This is a genomic window from Paenibacillus sp. TY11, assembly GCF_059772165.1.
In genome coordinates, this window is sequence record NZ_JCBAIQ010000013.1 from 103,784 (window position 1) to 124,258 (window position 20,475).

General features: G+C 39.5%; 22 protein-coding genes and 4 pseudogenes. 10 read left to right on the forward strand and 16 right to left on the reverse strand.

The features are described from left to right. Positions 1-175: 175 nt before the first annotated feature. Complete coding sequence (gene licT, locus AC6EJC_RS16395) at positions 176-1,009, reverse strand: BglG family transcription antiterminator LicT (RefSeq protein ID WP_025684499.1); 834 nt, start codon at positions 1,007-1,009, stop codon at positions 176-178. Between the two features lie 476 nt (positions 1,010-1,485). Here licT and AC6EJC_RS16400 point away from each other — a divergent pair, with 476 nt between their 5' ends. Beyond that, positions 1,486-1,629, forward strand: a complete 144-nt coding sequence (locus tag AC6EJC_RS16400) for a hypothetical protein (RefSeq protein WP_209440974.1) — start codon at positions 1,486-1,488, stop codon at positions 1,627-1,629. Positions 1,630-1,881: 252 nt separating this feature from the next. Here the strand turns inward: AC6EJC_RS16400 and AC6EJC_RS16405 are convergent, their stop codons facing one another. The 4 genes and pseudogenes from AC6EJC_RS16405 to AC6EJC_RS16420 form a co-directional block, all read right to left on the reverse strand. Further along, complete coding sequence (locus AC6EJC_RS16405; protein ID WP_444954942.1) at positions 1,882-2,532, reverse strand: FMN-dependent NADH-azoreductase; 651 nt, start codon at positions 2,530-2,532, stop codon at positions 1,882-1,884. Positions 2,533-3,152: 620 nt separating this feature from the next. Continuing rightward, the gene (locus AC6EJC_RS16410) at positions 3,153-3,584 is read right to left on the reverse strand and encodes an RrF2 family transcriptional regulator (protein WP_279833720.1); all 432 of its coding nucleotides are present in this window, start codon (positions 3,582-3,584) and stop codon (positions 3,153-3,155) included. Between the two features lie 743 nt (positions 3,585-4,327). Continuing rightward, positions 4,328-4,605: pseudogene (locus AC6EJC_RS16415) on the reverse strand (manganese catalase family protein); the annotation flags it as partial. A gap of 159 nt (positions 4,606-4,764) precedes the next feature. Then, a complete protein-coding gene (locus AC6EJC_RS16420) occupies positions 4,765-5,349 on the reverse strand; it encodes a TetR/AcrR family transcriptional regulator (RefSeq protein ID WP_444954872.1) in 585 nt (194 codons plus the stop codon). Positions 5,350-5,506: 157 nt separating this feature from the next. Between AC6EJC_RS16420 and AC6EJC_RS16425 the strand changes: the two genes are divergently transcribed. From AC6EJC_RS16425 to AC6EJC_RS16445, 5 genes are all read left to right on the forward strand, one after another. Next, positions 5,507-5,764, forward strand: a complete 258-nt coding sequence (locus AC6EJC_RS16425) for an NAD(P)-dependent oxidoreductase (RefSeq protein WP_444954873.1) — start codon at positions 5,507-5,509, stop codon at positions 5,762-5,764. Further along, on the forward strand, positions 5,761-6,165 hold the full coding sequence (locus tag AC6EJC_RS16430) for an NAD(P)H-binding protein (protein WP_134903762.1): 405 nt from the start codon (positions 5,761-5,763) through the stop codon (positions 6,163-6,165). Before AC6EJC_RS16425 ends, AC6EJC_RS16430 begins: the two co-directional genes overlap by 4 nt. 222 nt (positions 6,166-6,387) lie before the next feature. Further along, positions 6,388-6,549: a hypothetical protein gene (locus AC6EJC_RS16435; RefSeq protein ID WP_444954874.1), complete on the forward strand. Its 162-nt coding sequence runs from the start codon at positions 6,388-6,390 to the stop codon at positions 6,547-6,549. Between the two features lie 90 nt (positions 6,550-6,639). Beyond that, positions 6,640-7,095, forward strand: coding sequence for a VOC family protein (locus tag AC6EJC_RS16440; protein WP_246772910.1), 456 nt, complete (start codon positions 6,640-6,642; stop codon positions 7,093-7,095). Between the two features lie 33 nt (positions 7,096-7,128). Beyond that, positions 7,129-7,746 (forward strand): VOC family protein, encoded by a 618-nt coding sequence (locus AC6EJC_RS16445; RefSeq protein WP_444954875.1) that lies wholly within the window; start codon positions 7,129-7,131, stop codon positions 7,744-7,746. Positions 7,747-7,975: 229 nt separating this feature from the next. Here AC6EJC_RS16445 and AC6EJC_RS16450 read toward each other — a convergent pair whose 3' ends face one another. Beyond that, the gene (locus AC6EJC_RS16450) at positions 7,976-8,116 is read right to left on the reverse strand and encodes a hypothetical protein (protein WP_498475037.1); all 141 of its coding nucleotides are present in this window, start codon (positions 8,114-8,116) and stop codon (positions 7,976-7,978) included. Positions 8,117-8,171: 55 nt separating this feature from the next. Beyond that, positions 8,172-8,959 (reverse strand): annotated as a pseudogene (locus tag AC6EJC_RS16455) (type 2 periplasmic-binding domain-containing protein); the annotation flags it as partial. Positions 8,960-9,240: 281 nt separating this feature from the next. Between AC6EJC_RS16455 and AC6EJC_RS16460 the strand changes: the two are divergent. Then, a pseudogene (locus AC6EJC_RS16460) lies at positions 9,241-9,369 on the forward strand (N-acetyltransferase); the annotation flags it as partial. Between the two features lie 355 nt (positions 9,370-9,724). On the opposite strand, the gene AC6EJC_RS16465 reads toward AC6EJC_RS16460, so the two are convergent. Further along, the gene (locus tag AC6EJC_RS16465) at positions 9,725-10,261 is read right to left on the reverse strand and encodes a TetR/AcrR family transcriptional regulator (RefSeq protein WP_025721149.1); all 537 of its coding nucleotides are present in this window, start codon (positions 10,259-10,261) and stop codon (positions 9,725-9,727) included. A gap of 287 nt (positions 10,262-10,548) precedes the next feature. On the opposite strand from AC6EJC_RS16465, the gene AC6EJC_RS16470 reads away from it, so the two are divergent. Continuing rightward, positions 10,549-11,340 carry an SDR family NAD(P)-dependent oxidoreductase gene (locus AC6EJC_RS16470; protein WP_025721146.1) on the forward strand — a complete coding sequence of 264 codons (792 nt, stop codon included), beginning with the start codon at positions 10,549-10,551 and terminating at the stop codon, positions 11,338-11,340. A 232-nt stretch (positions 11,341-11,572) separates the two neighbouring features. Here the strand turns inward: AC6EJC_RS16470 and AC6EJC_RS16475 are convergent. Together AC6EJC_RS16475 and AC6EJC_RS16480 are read right to left on the reverse strand one after the other, a co-directional pair. Next, positions 11,573-11,745: pseudogene (locus AC6EJC_RS16475) on the reverse strand (ABC transporter substrate-binding protein); the annotation flags it as partial. A 144-nt stretch (positions 11,746-11,889) separates the two neighbouring features. Further along, positions 11,890-13,386, reverse strand: a complete 1,497-nt coding sequence (locus AC6EJC_RS16480; protein WP_444954876.1) for an MFS transporter — start codon at positions 13,384-13,386, stop codon at positions 11,890-11,892. A 144-nt stretch (positions 13,387-13,530) separates the two neighbouring features. On the opposite strand from AC6EJC_RS16480, the gene AC6EJC_RS16485 reads away from it, so the two are divergent. Then, positions 13,531-14,352 (forward strand): MerR family transcriptional regulator, encoded by an 822-nt coding sequence (locus AC6EJC_RS16485; RefSeq protein ID WP_444954877.1) that lies wholly within the window; start codon positions 13,531-13,533, stop codon positions 14,350-14,352. A 369-nt stretch (positions 14,353-14,721) separates the two neighbouring features. Here the strand turns inward: AC6EJC_RS16485 and AC6EJC_RS16490 are convergent, their stop codons facing one another. From AC6EJC_RS16490 to AC6EJC_RS16515, 6 genes are all read right to left on the reverse strand, one after another. Beyond that, positions 14,722-14,979, reverse strand: a complete 258-nt coding sequence (locus AC6EJC_RS16490; protein WP_444954878.1) for a hypothetical protein — start codon at positions 14,977-14,979, stop codon at positions 14,722-14,724. 285 nt (positions 14,980-15,264) lie between these two features. Continuing rightward, positions 15,265-15,687, reverse strand: a complete 423-nt coding sequence (locus tag AC6EJC_RS16495; RefSeq protein ID WP_444954879.1) for a hypothetical protein — start codon at positions 15,685-15,687, stop codon at positions 15,265-15,267. 458 nt (positions 15,688-16,145) lie between these two features. Next, the gene (locus AC6EJC_RS16500) at positions 16,146-16,541 is read right to left on the reverse strand and encodes a hypothetical protein (RefSeq protein WP_444954880.1); all 396 of its coding nucleotides are present in this window, start codon (positions 16,539-16,541) and stop codon (positions 16,146-16,148) included. Between the two features lie 208 nt (positions 16,542-16,749). Next, positions 16,750-16,887, reverse strand: a complete 138-nt coding sequence (locus AC6EJC_RS16505) for a hypothetical protein (protein WP_444954881.1) — start codon at positions 16,885-16,887, stop codon at positions 16,750-16,752. Positions 16,888-17,073: 186 nt separating this feature from the next. Continuing rightward, the gene (locus AC6EJC_RS16510) at positions 17,074-18,090 is read right to left on the reverse strand and encodes a hypothetical protein (RefSeq protein ID WP_444954946.1); all 1,017 of its coding nucleotides are present in this window, start codon (positions 18,088-18,090) and stop codon (positions 17,074-17,076) included. Continuing rightward, a complete protein-coding gene (locus AC6EJC_RS16515) occupies positions 18,087-18,737 on the reverse strand; it encodes a PDDEXK family nuclease (RefSeq protein ID WP_444954882.1) in 651 nt (216 codons plus the stop codon). The genes AC6EJC_RS16510 and AC6EJC_RS16515 overlap by 4 nt, the downstream gene beginning before the upstream one ends. Before the next feature lie 327 nt (positions 18,738-19,064). Between AC6EJC_RS16515 and xerS the strand changes: the two genes are divergently transcribed. Next, on the forward strand, positions 19,065-20,153 hold the full coding sequence (gene xerS, locus AC6EJC_RS16520; RefSeq protein WP_444954883.1) for a tyrosine recombinase XerS: 1,089 nt from the start codon (positions 19,065-19,067) through the stop codon (positions 20,151-20,153). Positions 20,154-20,475: the final 322 nt, after the last annotated feature.

A 20,475-nucleotide genomic window follows, 5' to 3' on the forward strand; every position in this document is an offset into this window, starting at 1 on the left:
CCAAATTCAACCAACTTACGCCCCGCGGTAGTCGTAAGTTCGTTAGAATTTAGGTCTTGCCTGCTCGAAGCAGTTACAATCCTACTTATCCTAAAGAATTATTCGTTTTGTGAATATGAGCATAATTTAGCACGTACTTTGGAATCTGTCAACGCTTACATCAGGTGTGAAGATCTCAACTCCTGTTGACCACTCTTTCAATATGGATCGTCAAATAGAGTAATTCGTCCTTGTTTAAGAGATAATCATAGCTTAGCTTGATGTATTCTTTGATTTTCCAGGCACATTCATAAGATGGCTTATACTTATCTTTCACAATATTTAGCAATTCCTCATCTTTACTTTCCGTCATAATTTTATTAAACATCCGCTGGGAAAAAAATTTGAGATGAGTTACGAATCTGAAGTAGTTAAGCGATTCTTCATCCAAATCAATTCTGAATGTATATTGAACAATGTTTAGGATTTCCTTAATTAATCTTGTGATATTTGCCGCTTCAGGTACATTTTCGTTCATTTGAGCATTAACGATATGGAGGGCAATAAAGCCAGCCTCATCTTCAGGGAGTTCCACACCAAGACGCTCTTTAATTATGGACAGAGCTTCCATGCCGATTCCAAATTCCAATCTATAGAATCGTTTTATTTCCCAAAGGAGTGCATTATGAATATCTATCCCTTGTTGATGACGTTCGATTGTAAAATTAATATGATCGGGAAGCGAAATATATATGCTTTCATTCAGTTTTCGATTCGTTTTCTGCATAGCATAGTTAATAATATCTTCTGTAAGCGACATAATCTCCAACGATATTTTGTTTAATAACGTCTTTAGTCTATCGGTAAGTTCCTTATTCTCAAGGCTGAATACTTTCTCAATTTTGGACTTATCAACGGTGTCGCCTTTTTTCTTTTGAAAAGCGATCCCTAAGCCCATAATCACCAATTCCTTGTTGTCTTCATTCATCGCCGTGATCACATTATTGTTGATCACTCTTGAAATCAACATGAATATCCCCCCAATGTTCAAAAAGCATAAAAAAAGACAAGTCTCCATTGACCACTGTGCTTGTCTGAATTGTATGTGATTCTAACATTTTGCTTAAATGAACGTCAATTATCAAATTTAATGTAATGCTGTGTAGCCATCAACATTTTTGTTGTGCTTTACTTACCTACGGACATGATTTGTTTGGCTAAAATAAGACTTCTCAGACAAATAAGAGACAATTAATAGGAATACTACAAACCATATGTTGCAACACTCCATGCCACCTGGTGAGGATTACGTCAACGCCAGATTTTTCTACTAACCTAGTGGCTAGGTCCAAGACCGACTGTATATATTTCTCGCCTGTCCAGCAGTATGAGATAAACTTTTTTACCACTCTTAATATCATCCTCCGAAAGTCATAGTTAGTTGCTGCCATTCTGCATTTTGGCTCGGCAACGGCCTTGCTCACCGATCCATTCCGGGAAACGTATTTGTCTTTATTGGACGAAGCGAAGGCTAATGGGCAGTTCACCTCCTTTGATCCCAATTATCGGGGGAACCTTTGGGAGGACAGGCTGGAGGAATTTATCGCACTGTCCAGAAGAGGAATTAAACATCATTACGGGGCTGACTAACCGCCATGCTTCATTGGATCTTTTACATGGGTTGGGAGCGAAGATCACGTTAAATTTGTAAAGGCAGCCGATAATCGGCTGCCTTTACATTTGAATAGTGTTTGCAAAATTATAATTCTTATTTTCTAGAATAGGCTCGCAGATTTGCGTACATAGGCCTTGCAAGAGCACATTTCTAAAGTGCTTGCCGTATCAACATCTGACCAATAGAGCCGCTGGCGCCAAACAGGTGAAGCCCTCCTGGAAAGTGTCTTAGAACGTTGATGCTACTTTGGCCACTTCTTGAAGTCCTTCTTTTACAATCACCTCTGCACGATCCTTGTACTGATTATGTCCTTCAATAATAACCTCGGTAGTTTGAATTCCGAAAAGGCCAAGATTCATCTTCACTGGTTTAACCGCTGATTCGAAGGATGCCATCGGCTCTATCGAGTACATTCCTCCACGTGCGCTTAGCAATGCGACTTTTTTATCACCGGCAAGACCAATAGGACCTTCAGCAGTAAATTTAAATGTTTTGCCAACCTGGGAGATATGAGCGATGTAGTTGACCAACGGTGCAGGTGCCATGGTGTTCCAGAGTGGAAAGGCAATAACTACTTTATCTGCGGCAAGGAATTGATCCAGATAACGATTGGACGTTGTTGTGGCTTCCAACTCTTCTGCCGTAAGTTCATAACCTTGACTTAATTTATAGAGGCCTGTGATCACAGTATTCCCATAAGTAGGAAGGTTCTCTACGAACAAATCAAGTTCAGTAATTACATCAGAAGAATGGGTATCTTTATAAGTCTTGAGAAAAGTCTCATACATCTGAACACTTACTGCTTGATCTGCTGGACGATCATTCGCTTTAATAAAAAGTACATTGGACATAGTAATTTCTCCCTTATAGTAAGATATTTATCTCAGTCGATTTCATATTGTGCCTTCTTAAAGCACATTTAAAACTTTTAAATGCAACTGTGATGAGCACATTATAATTCATTTATTCCTTAATCGCAAGTTTTATTTCTGTACGAATGTTAGGTTATAAAATATGCTTTATAACGTTGTAGTATAGGAGTGACACCTGATTGTTTGGTCTGTAGGAGCAATAGCGTTTTGAGGGGGAGCCCTTTCACAGCATTCGTATCGTATTTACCTATCTTCTGAATACAACAATAGACGACTAACTATGATCGATGAAGAGGTATACTTTTAATCACTTTTCTTACAACTAGGGTTTTAAAAAGCTTACTTTCGTCTATTGATTGAACTTACCATCAAAATTTATATGACTATCTAAAAGATATTGGGAACGGGTCTATTCTGGTAGTATCCTTTAATACTTTAACTGGTATTACAATACCATTGCTGTTATTTATATGCATTAGTTACAAGTATGCGAAATTGGGGGGGATGAGCGATCAGTGTACTGTTATAACAAAATCCAGCAAGAAAATAAAAAGTCGCCAATATGGCGACATCCTTTGAATCAGCACATTATAAATTTCGGCTTAGTCTTTCTCAACTTTTACCAATTAAAAGAAATCTATACGGTTAGCGACATCTTCGATTGTAAACTGACTCAAATATTTTATAGTGTGCTGTTCAGTTTCATACAGAATTTTTTCCAATTCAAGATCAAGCTGTTTAGCGGCATCTCCACAATCGATATCAAAATCAGATTCTGATATATCCGTATTTACTGCATAATAAATATCACCTAAAGTAATTAGACCGGGAGCTTTTCGTAAAATGTAGCCCCCCTCACGTCCACCTTTTGACTCCACGATACCTGCAATGGTTAAAGACTGCATGACTCTTCTCATGAATGTAGCATGCGATTTAACTTGACTCGCAATCATTGCACTAGATAAAACGCTGTTACTTTTTGCTAGCCATACGACAGAATGAACGGCTATTTTAAAACGGGGAGGACCGATGTGGATTCCACGATTTGCTGTACTCATATGAACACACCTTTTCTCTGTTTAGTTATTATTGGTTATTTAAACTGAATTTTAACTGATAACAAGCTTTAAATATTCTCAATTCGTACTGCTAAAGAATATATTCCTTCATTAAGACACCAGTCGAGTATAACACCTCTAATCTATATTAGCAGGTACGAGACGTGCTCACACTAAAATCAATGAAAATTCCTGATCTCTCCTACTGGTCCGGCGGGATGGAGAGAACCACATAAGCCCTCAGTGTTACAAACCATCCAGCGGACGATATAAACAGGCCCAAATTTATGAATCAGGATGAACCCCAGCACAGCGGGCCAGTTAGTCTGGCCAGGAAAGATTTTTCCCAACCCTCGGAAAGGTACAAAATCCATTCAGAGTCCCAGCCCCGCCAATAACAGCGGTAAATAGACAAAAACTATGATTCAGCCATTTAGCTTAAAAGGCCCCTTACTGTGCTAACTCCGCTAATGAATAGGAATCATAATACAACCAAGGAATACGTAGTTCTCTCCACTGTATTCCTTTAATTTAGATATATACCTTTACAGCTAATGGTACTTATGCTATTCCATTTTCGGCAGTCAAGTTCTTGTCCCGAGCAAAGGACAAGAACTTAAATCATTAAAATAAAAAAAGCTGTCATTATCCACTTGCAGTTAAGATTGGAGCATCAGGAGAAAAGACTGCCACAATGGAGAACAGTCAAAAAGTTTTTTAAATTAATGAATTATAGTGCTCAGTCAACTTAACTCAAAATACCTTTTTCTTTCCCGTATATTGAATAATAAATCTGCACCGACTCCTTGAACCGCACGCAGCGCATGCACAATCTCCCGCTCCCGCAGAAACTTGAGGCTGTCTTGCAGATCCACATCATCCGTCTTGTCAATCAGCCACTGGTATGTAGCTTGGGCATTTTCTTCGGCGGCTATTTACTCATACAAATCTGCCAGTGGATCACCTATAGCCGCGTGCAGGTTGTGATAAACGGAACCCCTATTGCATTGTTGTAGAACAAGACTACTAGACTGCCGCTGCTTTATTAACTAACGTACCCAGTTAGCATAATGACCTGTTTGTTGACTATATGTCCCTAAATTAAGTTCCCCTTTAATAAAGACTGTTCGGCATAAGAAGATCTCTCTTAGAGAGAGTGTTACTTTGTCTGATTGAACAACTAACGTACACCTTCCTCAATAAAAAATTTCAGCCCTTGAGAAAGATAAGGTATCACCAATTGGATATATTCTTCAGCAGGCTTTGTTTCGTTATATTGCCATTTAACAGCCGCCCCGTAAATGCTCCAGCTTAACATTACAGATGCAATTCGAACGGATTCCTCACGGACTCCTGCATTCTGATTCATCATCATCTCGAAAAATACTTGCTCAAGTTCTTTCTTAATTATCGCTTCTATTATAGAAGTAAATGATTCGAAGCTTTTTCGACATTGGGAAGCCAGCGAAGATTGAAACTGAGTAACCGACATAAATACACTGGCAAGCGTCGTTTCATTGAGCTGGTCATGTATTGAAATTTCTCTCATTACGTTCGTCATTAGATGTTCTTCCAGTGTTTTCTCGAGCAGATCGTATTTATCCATAAAATGATAGTAAAAGGTGGCACGGTTGATCGTTGCTTCTGATGTAATGTCTTTAATGCTGATATTCTTAAAATCCTTTTTCGTTGAGAGGAGAAGAAATGCATCCATAATTAATCTGCGTGTACGTACATAACGTGGGTCGAGCCTGTTTTCCGTCATCTCATCTCACCTCCACTTTTTAGACATTTCACTGGGTATGTCGTATATCCGATAAAAACGTAATTTTATCGGTTGAAAGTAGCATACCAGTACTTACAATATAACTATACAACAAGTGTTGTAGAAATAATAGATGTATGAAAGACGAGGCTAAGTTATGATAATTACAATTTTTGGTGCCAGCGGCGCTATAGGAAAGTTGGTCGTAAAAGAAGCTTTAACACACGGCGACCAGGTAGTGGCTTATGTAAGAAGAGCGGATGCTCTGCCTGAAAATCACCCGAATTTACAAGTGGTTGTCGGTAGCCTGGATGACCACCGCAAAATGGAAGATGCGATTACAAATTCAGACGCCGTGATCAGCGCGATTGGACCGGCGCGCTTGGACCGGCGCTGGATAAATCCAGAAAAGTGAAGGATTTGACGATCGCCCGGGCTCATGAAACCATCATTCAAACGATGCAGGCTTTAAATAAAAAACGTTTTGTCACACTGGGGACGCCTACCGTGAAAGCAAAAGAAGACCGTTCACAAATCGCTACCGTGCTGCCCGGTATTATGGCTAGGTTTCTTTTCCCAACCGGCTATCAGGAGATGAAACGCATCGAGCAGTTGATCCACAAATCAAACCTAGAATGGACTGTCGTACGCATTATCAATCCGAACATCGAACAAGACGGCAAGAGCTATGGAATTTCGTTCGGTGATACGAAGGCAGGCATGAATGTATCTCGGGAAAACGTTGCGAAATGCTTGTACGATTCTGTTTATAAATCTGCCTTTATACAAAAAATGCCGATTGTTTTTAATAAATAAGGAGAAAAAACGACAATTACAATATGGATTATACAAGGATTATTGGCAGCCATGTTGTCTAATGGCGGGATTTGAAAAAAAATTCAGCACCGCTATGCAAGTCGATGCCTTCAAGCGCAGCCGGTGCACTCCTTTTGAGTATTACAGTATCATGACTCATCTTCGGGTAAAAGACGACCTGCTCTATTAATTGACTAGAAGAAAGGATGCCCAATATGTCAAATGTGGATGGGAAACATTTATTCGCTGGGCGAATTGATTGCGGAACAGCACAGGCGGAGGATCAAAGCGGCTGAGCGGGTTACAGATATTTGGCAAATGGCCAAAATGCCGGATGAAGCGGGACTCGACGTATTAGGAGTAGGCGAACATCACACTGAGTAGCGCCCACGGTACGAAAAGCCGTGAAGCGTGCAGCTGCAACTTGATCTACTGCGTTATCAACAAACTACAACAAGGAAAGGATTGCAAGACATGAGTAATATGAAAAATACGATTTTCCAGGGAACAATCCACCATTCCGGTTACGTTGTTCCCGATCTTAAAGAAGCCGTTGATTTTTTTACAGATATCTTAGGATTTGAAGTATTGTTTAGTCCAGGCCCTATGAAGTTTAACGATGACCAGTTAAACAGATATTTCGGCGTTCCTGCCGGTTCCAGTGTAGCAGGTGCTGCTTTTCTGCAATACGGCGGCCTACAAATCGAACTGGCGCAGTGGACGGTGGAGCATCAACATCCCTATCAGATGAATCCTTCCGATGTAGGTGCTGCCCACCTAGCCATCACGGTTTCCGATTTGGACGCAGCTATGACGTATTTCCAGGCTCAACCCTCTGTATCTGTAAGAGAAATCAGCCCACTTGGTTTCTTTTATATTACTGCACCATGGGGAATGGAAATCCAAATCATGCAATTGATGAAACAGTAATTTAATCTAAACTAAAAGAAGGAGTGCTAAACTATGACTCAAAAAGCAAACATAAAACGTTCTGTTCTACATCATGTTGGGATCACAACTGGTCGAATCGAAATAATGGTGGAATGGTATGGAAATGTACTTGGGACCAAAATCAATTTCGAAAAAGAAAACCCTGCCGCTAACTTGAACGGTGTTAAAGGAGTCTGGGTAACAAACGACAGTGCCAACCACCGGATTGCAATCATCGGCCTACCAGGATTACAATCTGAGACAAGCAATGCACCCCGCGTGGGAATCAGTCATATAGCTTTCGAATACGACTCACTCGACGATCTGTTGGATACGTATGTGCGCTTAAGGGACATCGACATTACACCGGTCGTCTCGGCAGATCAGGGCATCAGTATAGCGTTTTATTATAAAGATCCTGATGGAAATACGGTGGAATTGACTATGGACACTCTCGGAGATTGGGACGCATCTACCGAATTTATGAAAACCTCTCTGGCATTCGCAGAACATCCTATGGGGAAGTATGTTGATGTTGACAAAATGCTGGAAGCAAGGTCTCATGGAGCATCTTCCGCAGAACTTCATGAGCGTGCATATGCTGGCGAATTTATTCCTGACTATGAGATGGATGCTAGTAAATTGCTCTAAGTGTCCTAGAATTACTGAGCAGGAAGGATATGAAAACACCCGATACAGTTGTGAGCTGACCGCATGTTACGTGTCCAGGCAGAAAAATGTTACCTTAATTAGTTTTGGGGACCAAGTTCAGATACGGGTGCACGCAACCGGGCCTGTAACCACTTCGTTAAATCAAGGCGCTGCTCAACGAGTTCTGTCGTGAGATAATTTCAATTTGAATGATAACGATAACTAACGTTTAAACAGTATCATTTCCCCAAATGCTTACTAGATCATTGATTTGGAGCGATACGACCCTTAGTTCTCCGCCAATGGCATAGAGTTCCAGCCCCCTGCTTTCCAAGTCCGGGAAAAGGTACATGTCTTTAATGGTATCCACTCTCCTATTGATTGTTGATAAGGTGTTTAACAGCCCCAATCACCTTTTATATGTTTCAGCCTTGATCTTTAAGATATCGGTCGTAGCCTTTCTGTTTGATTTCCAGCCATTTGTCTAGTCCTAGTCTGGACAGCTCGGCCTTATATTCCGCCCATTCTTCTTCCACTTTGCCCGTTTTGATCCATTCTGCCCGTTTGCGGTTAACGTAAGCAAACAAATCGGTTTCCAGTGTAGAGATCTGCTTCTGATCTTCCAGCGAGAAGAAGACTTTCGGGAAATTGTGGTCAGCCTTCATATAAGGAACGAGTCTTTTCTTTATGAGCTCGATCCGCCCCACTGCATCGTCGGGCTTGGTCGTTACAGTTCCGTAATACTCGTCAAGAATTGCCAATGGACCGCCGATATTCGTTTTTTGCCGCAGCTCGACAGGGGCCGTTCCCTTAAGCGGAAGATGCTTCAGCATATGACTCGCTTCAGCATATGACTCGCTTCATCGTATTCAAAAATGTTCTGCTGAGTTTTGTCGCCGTAGGTGCCCCAGTTGTCCTGTACGGACTGGATAGGATCATACAGTTGGTCAATCCATTTTGCCGTAAGCTCAAGATTTTTGTTGTCACTGGTAATCACCATTCTCCCCCGGTCAAAGCCGAGATTGTTCGTGCGGGTCACATTGACTTCACCGCTTGGTCCGGCGAGCGGATTCATCAATTCATATTTATCGTTATCTCCTGAGATGTTCGCCTTATCCCATTGAAAGTAGAGACCATATTTTTCATTCTGGCCTTTGGCCAGATACGTATAATCCTGCTCGAATGACTCTTCGTCGATCAGGTTCAGCTTATACTGTCCGAAGAAAATAAAGTTCTAGACTGAAAAATAGAGTGTTAGACTCGGAAAATAAAGTTTTAGACTGAGAAAATAAAGTATTAGACTGCCCGCGCTTCATTAAGCTAACAGACAGGTTAGTTTAATAAATTCTACTTTATTAAGGTAAGTGTACAGATGTATAATAATGTAATTAGATAATGTAGAGGACTAATAATAATGAGGACTATTGCTGCAACTGATTCGCACTATGAATATATTAAAGAACATGACCATCATATCTTAGAAAACTTAATCTTTTGGTTATGACCTCCACATTAGCGAATGAAGGAGCTCAGCATTTATATAGGAAATTAGGTTATCGAGATTCAGGGTGCTTAATACTTGAAGATGAGCCTTTGGAAATCTTGCTTACTAAGAGCCTATAATTACATTAGTAGATATCGATTACGCTAGCGGGAAACATAGCACAATAACCAGGGAGCGGATTGCCAACGCGGCAGCTGCTCCCTGGTTTCGTTGAAGTAACGGGCAGTTTAACGCACACAAGTCCATGTTTTACTACGTCTATACATGGAATCCTTTTTGCATTGGGGGGATAACAAAAAGTAGAATATTTACTTGTGAACTTCATCGGCGTATAGTGCAACGGTTACTAAAAAACCAACCCCCGAAACCAAAACAGTTCCGGAGGTGATTGCTTTACTTATTTCTCCCTTTTTAAATAGCCTTCCGTTGTCCACTTGCCTTTGGAAGCACAAAGTTTTCCAGAGGTCTGCTGACCTACACCTTAATGGCTTTCCAACACGCATCCAATGTCTGCCGAATCTGCTCCTCGCCAAAAGGATATTTTCCTCCCAAATATCCCCTTATCGAAGTAGCAACCATGCCTTTGATGAGATGACAGCAAAACATTGGATCCATTTCGCTGACGATGCCCTGCCTCTGACCTTCTTCAATAATTCCAAAAATCTCAATCATCGCAGGATTCATCATATTTCTCACTTCTTCGTAGATGTAAGGAGAATCGCTGTATCCTTCCAGAAACAGGATTTCTTTGGGGAAGCTCAGCCCGTAATCCACCATGCGTCTCAGAATGCCCTTGGATCGTTCATAGATAGTAAGATTAGGATCATAGCCGGTCATGATCACCTCTCCCATGTGGATGAGTACACTTTTATAAAGCTCACTAACCAGTTCTTCTTTGTTATTAAAATAATTATAGAAGGTGCTGGAGCCGACATTGGCTCGTTTGAAGATTTTCGGAAAAGTAACGGACTGTATGCCCTCTTCAATGATCAAGTCCAGCGTTGCAACCATAATATCTTCTCGCTTACCCGTGTTTACCCCTCCCTTTACGGAAAATAATTTCTAGTTGATTATAGTTTTGTGACATCACAATGTCAATATTGGAATTATAGTTCCATCAAATTTAGTAATAATTCAGTAATTTTTATTGTATTAAAAGAAAAACCACATAAAATAGAATGGTAATTCTAAAATTATTGACAACTACATCTTCAACCCTTATTGTGATATTAGAAAATATTTTCCACGACCGATTCGCAATGTTCATACAACTATTTATAAATCAGGAGGTCATATCAATGGTCAATTATAAAGGCAAAGTCGCACTTGTTACAGGTGCTTCATCCGGCATAGGAGAGGCATACGCGAAGGATCTCGCCGCAAGAGGCAGCCATGTCATTGTGGTTGCACGCTCGAAGGATAAACTGGAGGTTCTCGCAAAGGATTTGAAAGCTGCCTATGGAGTAAACACCTATGCTTTGGTCAGTGATCTCTCTAAGCCCGGGGCTGCTGGAGAACTGGCAGAACAAGTTAAGGCGCTTGGCCTGAAGGTGAACATTTTGATTAACAATGCAGGGTTCGGCACGCACGGTCGGTTTGAAGAAATCCCCATGGATCGTTACCGAGAAATGGTTAATCTGAATATCACCTCACTCATGGATATGACTGCTCAGTTTTTACCCTACATGCAACAGCAGAAGGATGGCATCATTGTTAATGTTTCTTCTTTTTTGGCTTTTTATCCATTCCCTTATATGGGGGCTTACGCCGCTACCAAGGCGTTTGTGCTATCCTTCTCGGAATCGCTCTGGGCTGAGAACCGGCACTTGGGGATTCGTGTTCTGGCGCTGTGTCCGGGAGCGACCAAAACAGGATTTTTCGATGTGGTCGGTACTACGGATATGCCGGGAGGCGTTACGGGTACTCCTCAGTCCGTTGTAAGGACCGCCTTTCGTGGACTTGAGAAGAATCGCAGCTATGTGGTAGACGGTATCGGCAATTACTGGATTGCCAACAGCGCCCGCTTTGTCACACGTAAATTTATGGCTGCCTTCTCTGAGCGTCTTGGACGCCCTGCATCGAAGAATTAAAAACCGGTATTCTTGGAGAATCATTTTTCGTATATGGAATATTGAACTAACAGAAAACGTTAGTTGAATGACAGCAGCGGTAGTCTAAGACTTTATTTATTAAGTCTTGGTCTACCGCTGCTTCCTCTAATGGATCAGTCTAAAACTTATTTGTCATGATCTGACGATTCTTCAAATCAAAAACTCCATTAAATCAATGGTCTCAGTCTAATACTTTATTTTCACCGAACATATACAGCTCATTAAGATATTTAATCCCCTCTTTATAACCATCCTGATCGGCAGTGAAGACCACTTCCCCTGATCGCCGTTGTCCCCAAGACCGAATGATCCGAACAAAAAATTAAGGTCCTCATTGCCGTTATTGAGTATAAAGGACAGCGGGATTTCATCCGTTTGGCCATTTACAGGGGTTTATTGATTACATATTAAGAAAGTAATACCTCCTTCTAAATTTTGAATAGAATAGTTGAATCTACCGCCTTAATTAATAAGGCGGTTTTTAAAGGGGTCATAAATCAACAATAAGGTTTAACATAGCCTTTAATTTTACTCTGCAGATTCTTTTTGCTTTGATAGCGCTCCTACCAAACCAATAACTACTGAAGCAACCACCAGAAATACAGTTACCCCTGCAATGATAGCAAAAAAGGATTCATCAAAAGCAGTACGACCAGCCTCTTTCAGCATCTCTGAAGCCTGTGCGGGCAGCCCTTCTGCAACCAATAGTGCTTCATCAAGGCTGTCTTTGACATTGGCCGGAACGTTGAGCCCAACAGGAATTTTCATGGTCAAAGTATATACAAGGCCTGACATGCTTCCGATGATCGCTATTCCCGATGCTCCTCCAATCTCGTAGGCTACTTCTTCTATGGATGCAGCCATACCAGCTTTGTGGGGGGGAGCATAGCTCATGATCGAGTGAGATGCTACAGTCATCCCTCCTCCCAATCCTGCTCCTAGGAGAGCTAGTCCGAGAATCTGTCCGGCAAAGGCGGAATTAAATTGCATTAGATAGATCCCCATCCCTAATGCTGCGATAAGAAGTGCCGCACTCTTGATACGTATTACATCAAAGCGATGTAAAAGGGCTCCTGTCAGCGGTCCCGCGATAAGAGCTGCCAATGGTATGCTTAGTGTGTATAGACCAGCTTGCAATGGACTCAGTCCTTCAACCAGTTGAAGGCGTTGAGTCACAATATATTGAATGCCCATCTGTCCAAATGACCCCACCAGTGCAGCGATAAATCCTGTAGAAAACCGGGATACCTTAAATAGGGACAGGTCAATAAGCGGATTGGAGCTTCTGTTTTGACGACGAATAAAGATCATAAGTGCCACTACACCGATAAAGGCACCAATAACAGCAAACATTAGGGAGCCATCACGCCGTGCAAACTCTTTGATTGAATAAATAAGCGCCACCATAGCAATCATAATCTGGATAGAGCCGGTAAGGTCCCACTTTTTTTCTTTATTACCAGCATGTTTTGGTATATACAGCAGAGTTAAAGCAAACGCAATAAGGGCAATAGGAAGATTGATCAAAAAGACCGATCCCCACCAGAAGTGTTCCAAAAGTACTCCTCCCACAATAGGACCAAGTCCCGCCCCTCCTGAAGCAATGGAACCCCAAATACCGATCGCCAGTCCAAGTTCACGCGGATCGGTAAAAGTAACCCTGATAATAGACAATGTAGCAGGCATCATCATGGATGCCCCGACTGCAAGAAGAACTCGTGCAACAACCAACACGTAGGGTACAGGAGAAAAGGCTGCAATAAGTGAAGCTGCCGAAAATACGATTAATCCGATCGAAAATATTTTTTTATAACCTAAGCGATCACTAAGTGCGCCCATTGCGGGAAGCAGACCCGCCATAACAAGCGAATAACCATTCAAAATCCATAGTTTTTCTGATGCAGATGCACCCAGATCATGGGTCAAGCTTGGTAGAGCTGTGTAAAGGATAGTCATATCCATAACAATGAGCAAAAGCGCACTTGATACGACAAATAAAATCATCCAACGTTTGAATTTAGACATCTTTTTCGTTCCTCCATACCTATCTGTATGATTTGATTTTGTGCTCTTATCAATCTAATCTATAGGGTAACCCTATAGTCAAATTCGAATTCCTAGGATACAATGGAAAACAAAGTTTTGAAGATCAAGATGGAGGAAGAAACCGTGTCAAAAAAAAATCGTCAATACTTTACTACTAGCGAACTGGCCAAAACATGTGGAGTGACTAAACATACCCTTTTTCATTATGACGAAATTGGGCTCTTGAAACCTGAGTTCACCAATTCCAACGGGTACCGTTATTATTCTATTCATCAGTGTTACGTGCTTGATATTATCAATGTACTTAAGAAGACAGGAAGCTCACTACAAGAGATCAAGGAATTTATTCAGAATCAGAACACACCTATGTTCGTAAAACTTCTAAAACAGAAACAACGTGCTCTGGAAGTTGAACACCTTAGAATAGAACGGATGCAGAGTTTTCTGAAAAGTGCTATCAGCATGACGGAGCAGGCCATGCATGTTTTGCGAGAAGCTCCGACGTTAGAGCAAAGTGAAATGGAATATTTCATTGCTACACAGTTAGACCCTGAATATGGTGACAAGGGGTTTGCAAGTAAATTAAGTGAACATCGAGAGTATTGTGAGAAACATTTTTTAAATCAAGAATTCCCTATCTGGACCATTCTATCTAAGGAACGTTTTGTATCAGGAAATTACTATCCCGATTATGTGGCCAATATGTTGAAAACTCCTATTCAGGGAGAAAAATTGTTTATCAAACCGAAAGGGCATTATGTGGTCATGGATCATAAAGGATCATACGAAACGATGTCAGATACCTACTCGATTATAAAAAAATACATGGATAGTCATGGGATGATAGTATGCGGAGATGTATACGGAATGGAACTGCTTAGTTATCATGCAGAGAAAAATCCTAACAATTATATAATCCGAATATCCGTTGAGGTTTTAGCATAGTGTGCGGATTTTTCTAACAAGACATTTGGGGAAGATTAGTCAGTTTACCCTTCGATTTATTAAGTTTAGAATTTGAATTTGAATTGTAAGTGATATCATTTTGTATGGGTGAAGAATGTATTTTTAGTTCATTCATGCGGGGACAGTATCCAAGATAGACAATACTCTTTTTTCGTAATGATTGCATTAGCGTCTATTAATGTTTTAAATTATCTCATTAAGTAGCTTTTACGGGTATTCTCTTTTTGGACAGTACTTGTTAAATTTGAACATTGGTGTGTTATTACTCCCCAACGAATAATCTTTAAATGAAGATTATTCGTTGGTGCCACTAGGTAATGCGTGGTACTTCATTTGCTCTAAGTCTGTTTAATTATTAGGTTTCAAAAAAACTTTATAGGTTACATTATGAGCTACCGAGCTTTGAGTACTAGGGCTAGCGTCATAATTATAGTCGTACTCGTTTGTTTCAAAACTATACATAACATCAAGCACACGATAGAGTTGATTATTCCATAAAAACATTTCTCCTTTTCTTGGAACAAAAGGCAAGGCAACCAGGTCAAATTTTTCAGCGTAGTAGTCCTCTTTATCATTTAAAACGATTGCTAATTCGATAACTTTCAATTCCTCACCTCTCATCTGTATAAAGTTGAGCAACTCCGTCGGCTGTGTAAGTCTCTGATTTACTGTATTCCCATTTTTGAGTCAGAGTTACCCCTCCAGTGTTCGGTCCCTTAAAACAGGTAGTATTCGTCCAACCGGTTCCCGTTTTTAAAAGAAACCCCCGAGCCAATTGTATCGTGAAGACTTCTGATCCAATTCCTTTCAGCTCTTATTTTGTTTCGTTGCATCTCCCCGTTTAACCCGAGTTTACACTGACCCAGGGAGCGCTTAATAGCATCCGTTCATTTAGAGGTTTTCAGGCTGTGAACCAGCTACTCCCCATGTTTCCCCGTCAACTTTATAATCACTGCCTCTCCACTGAAGTATGTAGTCTCCAGAACGCAAACCATCGCTGAAACCTTGGTCATTAGAATTCCAAGTCACTGTGTCGTGGGGAGCGATGACTAATCCATTTATATATAGTTTGTTTGAACCGCTGTGAGTTAAACTTACCTTTACTGGATGATCAGAGTGATTCTTCATACAAAGTTTAACATGACCCCATCCTTTAGGGACACTAAAGGCTTCTTTTACAGTTGCACTCCCGCCCGATCTTTGAGAAATTATCTTGTTTCCACTAGTTTTACTTGCTGAAGCTGCACCTGTACCTACCATAGCTGCCATAGCTAAAGTTAAAATCGAGAACAGAAATATTATTTTCTTCAACATTTCCCCACCCACCTATTTTTTGATATGCTCTACCTTAAAGGGACTACCGATTACAATATAGTAGGTCCTTTTATATCTACTCTAACTGCTTACGAAAGAAATAGAATTCGTTAATCTTGATGGCTCCTCCTATACTTGGTCGCCGTGTATCACAATATCCACTATATCCTCTTCCAACGGTTGCACTACATAACTCTTACCTGGCTGGCTTAATGCAGCAGCAAATAGTTCTAAATCCGATTTTAACACTTTATATGTATGCTTCATGCTGATCACCTCAAATAGCTATTCGTTGAATGGTATGTTAATTCCTTCAACAAAGCAAATCCCCGCCAACCAATTAAGGTTTAGCGGGGATTTGCTTTACTGATGTTTAAGCTCCTCCTTGTTGATCGAAAAGTACGATACTCTGATGTTGGCTATGAGTCTGAACAGGTACAGTCACGATAAACAAAAAACTAGTTGCGACGATCAATAGCGCCATTTTTCTTAACATCAGCTATCCACACCCTTTCAATAAATTCTAAATATGCTGCCTTGGTTTCGGATACTGCATAAGCTCGATAACGCTCAAACAACACCATACATTTTATAAAATAAGTCTCATTATTTAGTGTATGATAACTTACCATTGAGTACATCAAATGTTTAAAACCATCATAGTACATCTCATGATTTAAATAATAATAAGCCAATTCATAACCAAATCGTACAAACTGTTCTGGTATAACTTGTTTAGTATATATGTCATTAGATTGCGGAAATTGCAAAAGTGAATTAATATCCGTTTCAAAACGCTGAAGTATATCACTTACGTCTATCTGGTATCGGTTTGCAGTCATCATAATGTTCAACAGTTGGGCAACCTTATCTTGTTCAGATGTATCTGATGGTGCACCAATATATTCAACATAATCATATAAGGCGTTTATATCTCCAGATAAAAGCTTATTTGCGACAACGTTAGCTTGCGCTAGGCTTCATACACATTAACACTATTTTATCCTGCTTGTGCTGTTACTCATATTCTTTAACTCTACGATAGAATGTGTTTGGCTTCATTTACATTTCTACACGCTTCATTGCTTCAACTGCTGTTATGCTGCCTTCCTTCCATTCCTCATACACCATAATGAAGGCATCACTTATTGCCTGTTTAGGCCGACCCAATACCCCACCGTGTCCAATGGTTTTACGCACCGTACAACGGTTTAACTCTACGTTAAAACTAGCGCCATATCAAGGGATTCAACAAGTTGTCGAAAGCCTATAGCTGATTTCTTATGTATCATTGCCTGTATATAAGGGTTTCTTCAACTTGAGAAAAGCCAAATCTTTTTGATCCATTACATGTTGTGGTTTATTTCAAAATGAAAGGAGCCTCATTCACCTTTCAACGAAATACCTATTGGTCATATACCAAGCCTTACCCTTCACAGTATCAACCATACCCTTTTTATTATCCAAAAACACAATATCACCACACTCTTTACAGCCCCATTTGTTCCTCTTATATGCTGATTCCCCTATATATGAGCTTAGATGATAGCCAATTATAACTCGAGTGGCTACATCAATAATAACCAGTAACCATATACGTTCTATTGTGTCAGTTATCCAATCTCCTTCAGGAGTTTTATAAGTAATTGTAAAAAAAGCATCGATTCGATGTCCATCAAATTGAACTCTTTGGTATGGTCGAACTAACAAGGGAGTTATGGACTCAATATTATTTGAATTTACCCTCTTTGCATTGCGTAATGCTTCTGAACCATATAGACTTGCAGCTGCAGCAAAATGATTAAATTCATTTGTTTTAAAATATCTGTATAAAGATCTCTTTCCACGATCTGACGTATTAAGTGGATAATCTCTTTCCCCTATTCCTTCTTTTTTACATAGTTCTATAAAGTAATTATGAATATCTTTTCCCCTTACAAATTGTGGTTCTTTACAAGAACCGATTTTTCGCAAGTGTGCTTTGCTAATCTTTTCTTTTATTGCCGGAAAATCATCCATTAGTTTTGAAAAAGCTCCGGGTAACTTTTTTGAATGATCTTGCACAGCATTTAAGCCCACAGAAGTTTGGGCTTTTCTTTGATAATTAGAAATTCTTTTTTGTGGTATGAGAGCTCTAAATCCCCAAATGATGTTTGTATCTTTATCCCACATCAAGCATCTTTTTATCAGACGAGTAATCTCTTTTTCATTAATACCCGCAGCTTTAAAAATTTCTTTGTTCGTTAACTTTTGTTCCATATATAAACTAACTGCAAGTTCACGTCTTTCGTATAATTTAAGATCCTCTTGATTCAATAATAACTTATTTACTATCGGCCAATTTGATAAATCAAGATATTTCTCGTGCATTTGGAACAATTGTAATAAACGTTTTCTACTCAACGTAAATACACCTCCGTTTCAGGACCAAGAGGCTTTTGATCAATGTTACTTGAAACTAATTGCTGAATGATCAATATATACAGAGTCTTTTGAAACTCATACATATTTGAAATTTCTGATAATTGCGTTTCAAGATCCATTATGTTGTTTTTACCTTCTTGGATTTGGTTGATTATTCTATTTTTTAAGTCCATATTTATTGAAGAGATATCAAAATTATAGGGAAGCAGACGTTTTTTATTTTCTAACAGGATTCGATTTGAATATATCTCTTTCTCCGTTGCAATAATGTGTTTGTGCTTATTAAACTGTGCCCACAGCTTTACAGCATTAATTTTTTCAACAACATTGGTACTGAAATTCCCATTATGAGGATCGATTTTATTAGTATGTGTGATATTAACAAATTCCTCAGAATTATTCTTTTTGACCCACATATCAATCATAGCCTTGTCAGGTTTATCAAAATATGAGTGGGTGATTTCAAACGGTTTTTCGCAATAATTTGTTACATCCGGATCCATTTCAATTAATACCCAGTGATCATATTCTAGCTCTCCATAAAACGTGACTTCTCTGTTAAGTTTTTTACTAAAAGCAAACCATCTATTTACCCCAATCTTATTTAACTTAATAGGTGTATACATACATCCACCTCATTATGGAAGAAATACTATCAATGAAATGATTCGTCAAATATTTCAATATTCCTTTTTCTAAGAAAATCTAATTATGTCGAAATACATCCAATCATTTCGATTAAAAGAAAAATCTTATGTCATTTCCTAAAGTAACTCTGGCTATAATCGCCGCTTTAAATATTACAAACTCCCCGTAAGGGATAAACTTGTTGTCACTGTAAATTTATTGCCACTGAACACGAATAATTTGTTGTAAATCTTCCACACAAGAGGATGAAAATAAATTTCCATAAAATCTAAATTTGTTGAATTATATAAAAGGAGGTTTGCGCCATGCCACTTAAATCTCAGAGAGAAAGAGACAAAGAGAAATTAGAACAAAAGATTATATATTTTCCCTGGTACGTTAACAATTTTGTAGAGTGTAAATCAAATAAGCTTTCACCCTCTACACTACTCGGGTATTTGTTCGATTATGAGATTTTTTTCGGTTGGTTGATCTCTGAAGCAGGATGTCCAGTCGAGAAGATTAAGGATGTCCCTCTCTCCTTCCTGGAGAATTTAGACCTTAAAACGGCCGATTCCTACCCGAAGTTCTTGGAAAAACAAAAAGTCACTGGTAGCACACGACGAAAACAAAACAACGAGAAAACGATCGCTCGCAAAATGGCTTCCCTTAAGTCATTGTTTAGCTACCTACAGAATTTTGCTGAAGACGAAAAACATATGCCGTTGCTTAAAAGGAATGTTATTGAAAAAATCGAGTTTTCTACAACAAAAATTGACATTCAAGACCAAGCTAAAATCGTCCATCAAAAAATACTTGTTTCCGAAGAAGCCGTAGAAGAATTTCTTCATTTTGTAGCTTACGATTATGGCAAGCAACCTGAACTCAATAAAAGACATCTATCCTGGTACGAAGATAACCGCGAACGGGACACTGCCATTGTTAGCCTCATATTAGGCTCAGGACTTCGCGTAAATGAAGTAGTTAACTTAATCCTTATAGACATCAATTGGGAAGCGAGATGCCTCCTTGTGGCCCGCAAAGGAAAAAAATTGCAATCAGTCCCCTTCTCGATGCGTTCAAAGCTGGATCTTGAAGAATACCTGAGGATTCGCAATTCTAGATACCAACCGTCGGTTTCAGAAACGGCCCTGTTTCTAACTAAAGGTGGTAAACCTATGACGAAAAACGCAATGCAAAAGATGGTAAATAAATATTCTAGTGCCTATGGAAAACCTTTGAGTGTCCATATACTACGGCACACTTTTGGAGCTCAACTGTATAAAAAGAAAAAGAATCTGAGACTTGTCCAAGATATACTCGGTCATTCTGATCCCAAAATAACCACACTTTACACCCATATTAGAAATGACGAGCAAAATCATACGGTAGATGATATGGATTCATTCGAATAAAGCAGGCATTTACGCGGTCATTTTGACCGCCTTTAATCTTCATTTTAAGACGAATAGTATAAAAGTTACGGTAGACCGAATTTTTTTTATACTTTCATAGTAGTGGATGATAGAACCTGTATCTTCTTCACTTTAATTGGACAGAAAAATTAAATGTAGCAGATACAAAGCATCGATATGTATTGTAGATTGGAGCAAAAAATAATTATGTCTTTCCACAAAGTAACTCTAACTATAGCCGCCGCTTTAAATATTACAAACTCCTCGAAAGAGGTGAACTTGTTGTCATTCTCCTCAAAAGGGGTAAACTTGTTGTCGCAAT